Here is a 4,725-nt window from a genome sequence, read left to right on the forward strand (position 1 = left end):
GCCGACCGCGACGGTCACCACCGGGTGGGCGCTGACCTCGACGAACGACCCGTGGCCCTGCCTGGCCAGGGCTTCGACGACCGGGGCGAAGCGGACGGGCTGGCGCAGGTTGGTGTACCAGTACTCCGCGTTCAGGGCGGTGGTGTCCAACTCCCCTCCGGTGACGGTGGAGTGGAACGGGACGTCGGCCGTGCGCGGGGTGATCCCGGCGAGCGCGGTGAGCAGCTCGTCGCGGATCGCCTCGACGTGGGGGCCGTGCGAGGCGTAGTCGACGTCGATGCGGCGGGCGCGCTCGTGCTCGGCGAGCAGCTGCTCCAGGGCGTCCGCGTCGCCCGACACCACCGTCGACGAAGGGCCGTTGAGGGCGGCGACCCCGATCCGGCCGCCGTACGGCTCCAGCAGCGTCTCCACCTCCTCGGCGGGCAGCGGAAGCGAGACCATGCCACCCTTGCCGGACAGCGCCAACAGAGCACGACTGCGCAGGGCGACGACCCGGGCGCCGTCCTCCAACGACAACGCGCCCGCGACGCAGGCAGCGGCGATCTCGCCCTGCGAGTGCCCCACCACGGCGGCCGGCTCGACGCCAACGGCACGCCACAGCTCGGCCAGCGCCACCATCACCGCCCACAGCACCGGCTGGACCACATCGACCCGGTCCAAGTCCTTGCCGCTGCGCAGCACTTCGGTGAGCGACCAGTCCACATGCGGCGCCAGCGCCGCCTCGCACTCCGCGATCCGCTCGGCGAACACCGGCGCGGTGTCCAGCAGTTCGGCCCCCATTCCCGCCCACTGCGACCCCTGCCCCGGGAAGACGAACACCACCCGCCCGTCCCCCGAGACACCCGTCACCACCGCCGCAGACGGCTCCCCCGCCGCCAACGAGCCCAGGGCGGAACGCAGTTGCTCCGGCGCGGAGCCGAGCACCACCGCACGCCGCTCGAACACCGCCCGCGACTCCACCAGCGAACGCGCCACGTCCGCCGGGGCACTGTCCGATGCCGCCGCGGCCAGCCGCTCGGCCTGGCCCGCCAGGGCGCCCGCCGTCCGGCCCGACAGCACCCAGGGCAGGACGGGCGTGTCCAGCACCGGCGCCGGGCGCTCGGCGGACGGTCCAGCAGGGGGTTCGGGCTCCGGCGCCTGCTCGAGGATCACGTGCGCGTTGGTGCCGGAGCCGCCGAAGGCCGACACCCCGGCCCGGCGCGGGCGGTCCACCGCGGGCCACTCCCGCTGCTCGGTGAGCAGCCGGACGGTGCCCGCCGACCAGTCCACCTCGGGCGTCGGCTCGTCCGCGTGCAGCGTGCGCGGCAGGATGCCGTGGCGCAGCGCCATCACCGTCTTGATCACCCCGGCGATCCCGGAGGCCGCCTGGGTGTGGCCGATGTTGGACTTCAACGCGCCCAGCCACAGCGGCCGTTCGGGGCTGCGGCCCCGCCCGTACGTGGCGATCAGGGCCTGCGCCTCGATCGGGTCGCCGAGCGTGGTGCCGGTCCCGTGGGCCTCGACGGCGTCGATGTCCTCCGGTGCGAGCCGGGCGTTGGCCAGTGCCTGGCGGATCACCCGTTGCTGGGAGGGGCCGTTGGGGGCGGTCAGGCCGTTGGAGGCGCCGTCCTGGTTGGTCGCGCTGCCCCGGATCACGGCGAGCACCGGGTGCCCGTGGCGGCGGGCGTCGGAGAGCCGTTCCAGCAGCAGGGTGCCCACGCCCTCGCCCCAGCCGGTGCCGTCCGCGTCGGCGGAGAAGGGTTTGCAGCGGCCGTCGCGGGCGAGGCCGCGCTGGCGGCTGAAGGCGACGAAGACGCCCGGGGACACCATGATCATGGCGCCGGCGGCCAGCGCCGTCGAGCACTCGCCGGTGCGAAGCGCCTGGCAGGCCAGGTGGAGGGCGACCAGGGAGGAGGAGCACATGGTGTCGACGGTGACCGCCGGGCCTTCGAGGCCGAAGGTGTAGGCGACCCGGCCGGAGGTGACGGCCGAGGAGCCGCCGAACAGCAGGTGGCCTTCGACGCCGTCCGGTACCCGGGTCAGGCCCTCGCCGTAGCCGGGGTGCGCGGCGCCGACGAACACACCGGTTGCTCCGCCCTTGAGCGCGGCCGGGTCGATTCCGGCCCGTTCGATGGCCTCCCAGGAGGTTTCCAGGAGCAGCCGCTGCTGCGGGTCCATCGCCAGCGCCTCGCGCGGGGAGATGCCGAAGAACCCGGCGTCGAACCGGGAGGCGTCGGTGAGGAAGCCGCCCTCGCGCACGTAGGACTTGCCGGGCCGGTCGGGGTCCGGGTCGTAGAGGCCGTCGGTGTCCCAGCCGCGATCGGTGGGGAACGCGCCGACCGCGTCGCGGCCGTCGAGCACCAGCTGCCACAGGCCCTCGGGGGTGGTCACCCCGCCGGGGTAGCGGCAGGCCATGCCGACGATGGCGATCGGCTCGTCGTCGGTGCCGACTGCGACGGCGGCCGGCAGCGGCGCGGCCGCCCGCAGGCCGAGCAGTTCCTCGCGCAGGTGGCGGGCGAGTGCGGTGGGCGTCGGGTGGTCGAAGACCAGCGTGGCCGGCAGCGGGAGACCGGCTGCCGTGCGCAGCCGGTTGCGCAGGTCGACGGCGATCAGCGAGTCGAAGCCGAGGTCCTTGAACGGGCGGCCGGCCTCCAGCGCATCGGGCGAGTCGTGGCCGAGCGCGGCGGCGACCTCGGTGAGCACCAGGTCGAGCAGGATCCGCTCGTGGTCGGCGGGCGGGGTGTCGGCCAGGCGGCGGGCGAGGTCGGAGTCCGCCGGCTGCGGGGCCTGCTCGGCGGCGCCCAACGCGGCGCGCACCTCGGGCAGTTCGGCGAGCAGCGGGCTGCGGCGCCGGGCGGTGAAGCCGGGCACGAACCGGGCCCAGTCCACGTCGGCGACGGCCAGGAACGTCTCGTCCCGGGCGACGGCCTGCAGCAGGGCGGCGAGTGCCGGTTCGGGGTCCATGGCCAGGACGCCGCGTCGGCGCAGCTGTTCGGTGGCGCCGTCTGTGGCGGTCAGTCCGCCGCCGTCCCAGGCGCCCCAGGCGACCGAGGTGGCGGTGCGGCCGCGGGCCCGGCGGTGCTCGGCGAGCGCGTCGAGGTACGCGTTGGCGCCCGCGTAGGCGCCCTGGCCGCCGCTGCCCCAGACGCCCGCGTTCGAGGAGAAGAGCACGAAGGCGTCCAGCTCCCGGTCCCCGAGCAGGTCGTCCAGGTGGGCGGCCCCCGCCGAGTTGCCCGCGACGACGGCGGCGTGCTCGGCCGGGCCGGTCTCGTCGATCGGGCTGGCCTGGGTGATGCCCGCGGTGTGCACGACGGCGGTGAGCGGGGCGTCCGAGGGCACGGCGGCGAGGACGGCGGCCAGCGCCGCCCGGTCGGCGACGTCGCAGGCGGTGACGGTGACCCGGGCTCCCAACCCGGTGAGCTCCTCGGCGAGTTCGGCGGCGCCGGGGGCGGTGGGTCCGCGCCGGCTGGTCAGCAGCAGGTGCTCGGCGCCGCGCGCGGCGAGGGCCCGGGCGACCCGGGCGCCGAGGGCGCCGGTGCCGCCGGTGACCAACACGGTGCCGCGCGGGCGCCACGGCCGCGCGGCGGGCGCGCCGTTCAACGCGGCGGGCGCGCCGTCCAGCGGGGCGCGGACCAGGCGGCGGGCGAACACCCCGCCGGCCCGGACGGCCAGTTGGTCCTCGGTGCCGTCCGCGCCCTCGATGCCGCCGAGCACCGCGCAGAGCCGGGCGGCGGCGCGCGGGTCGAGCGCGGCCGGCAGGTCCACCAGGCCGGCCCAGTGGGCGGGCCGCTCCAGGGCGGCCACCCGGCCGAGGCCCCAGACGTGGGCCTGGACGGGGTGGTCGACGGTATCGGCCTTCTCCGCCCGGACGGCGCCGCTGGTGGCGCTCCACAGCCCGGCCTCGATCCCGGCGTCGTCGAGCGCGAGGACGGCCGCGGCGGTCGCGGCGACGCCGGCCGGCACCAGCGGCTGTTCGGCCCGGGGGCGCTCGTCCAGGCCGAGCAGCGAGAGCACCCCGGCCACCGGCCGGTCGGCGGCGGCCGCGCGCAGAGCATCCCCCAGCGCGGCCCGGTCGGCGGTGGCGGCGTCCACCGGCACCGGGACGGGCTCGGCGCCGTGCGCGGCCAGCGCGTCGCGGCAGTCGGCGGCCAGGGCGGTCTCGGCGGGAGGGAGCAGCAGCAGCCAGCGGCCGCTCAGCGCGGGCGCTGCGGGCACGGGGACGGGCCGCCAGGCGATCCGGTAGCGCCAGCGGTCGATCGTCGCGGACCGGCGGCGGGCCCGGCGCCAGGCGGCGAGCGCGGGCAGCACGGCCTCCCAGGAGTCCTCGGTGTCCGTCACGTCGATGTCGGCGCTGCTGATCAGCGAGCTGAGGTCCTGGTTCTCGACGGCGGCCCAGAACGCGGTCTCGCTCTCGTCCGCCGGGGCGGCGAGCTGTTCGGCGGGCGGGGCTTCCAGCCAGTAGCGGCGGCGCTGGAAGGCGTAGGTGGGCAGGTCGACCGTGGGGCCGCTGCCGAAGACCTCGGGCCAGGCGACGGGCGCGCCGTGCACCCAGGCCTCGGCGAGCGAGCGCAGCACGCGCTCGGGGCCGCCCTCCTCGCGGCGCAGGGTGCCGATGGCGGCCGCCCGCGCGCCGGCCTGCTCGATGCTCTCGCCGATGCCGACGGTCAGCACGGGGTGCGCGCTGGCCTCGACGAACAGGGCGAAGCCGTCGTCGAGCAGCCGGCGCACGACGGGAGCGAAGCGCAC

At 76.9% G+C, this 4,725-nt stretch carries 1 protein-coding gene; it reads right to left on the reverse strand.

Features of this window, described 5'->3' with window-relative positions:
* Nucleotides 1-4,725 (reverse strand): type I polyketide synthase (locus VM95_RS37005; RefSeq protein WP_045705610.1); only part of this gene is annotated, 4,725 nt, incomplete at both ends.

Source organism: Streptomyces rubellomurinus, from assembly GCF_000961885.1.
Taxonomy (GTDB): Bacteria; Actinomycetota; Actinomycetes; order Streptomycetales; family Streptomycetaceae; genus Kitasatospora; species Kitasatospora rubellomurina.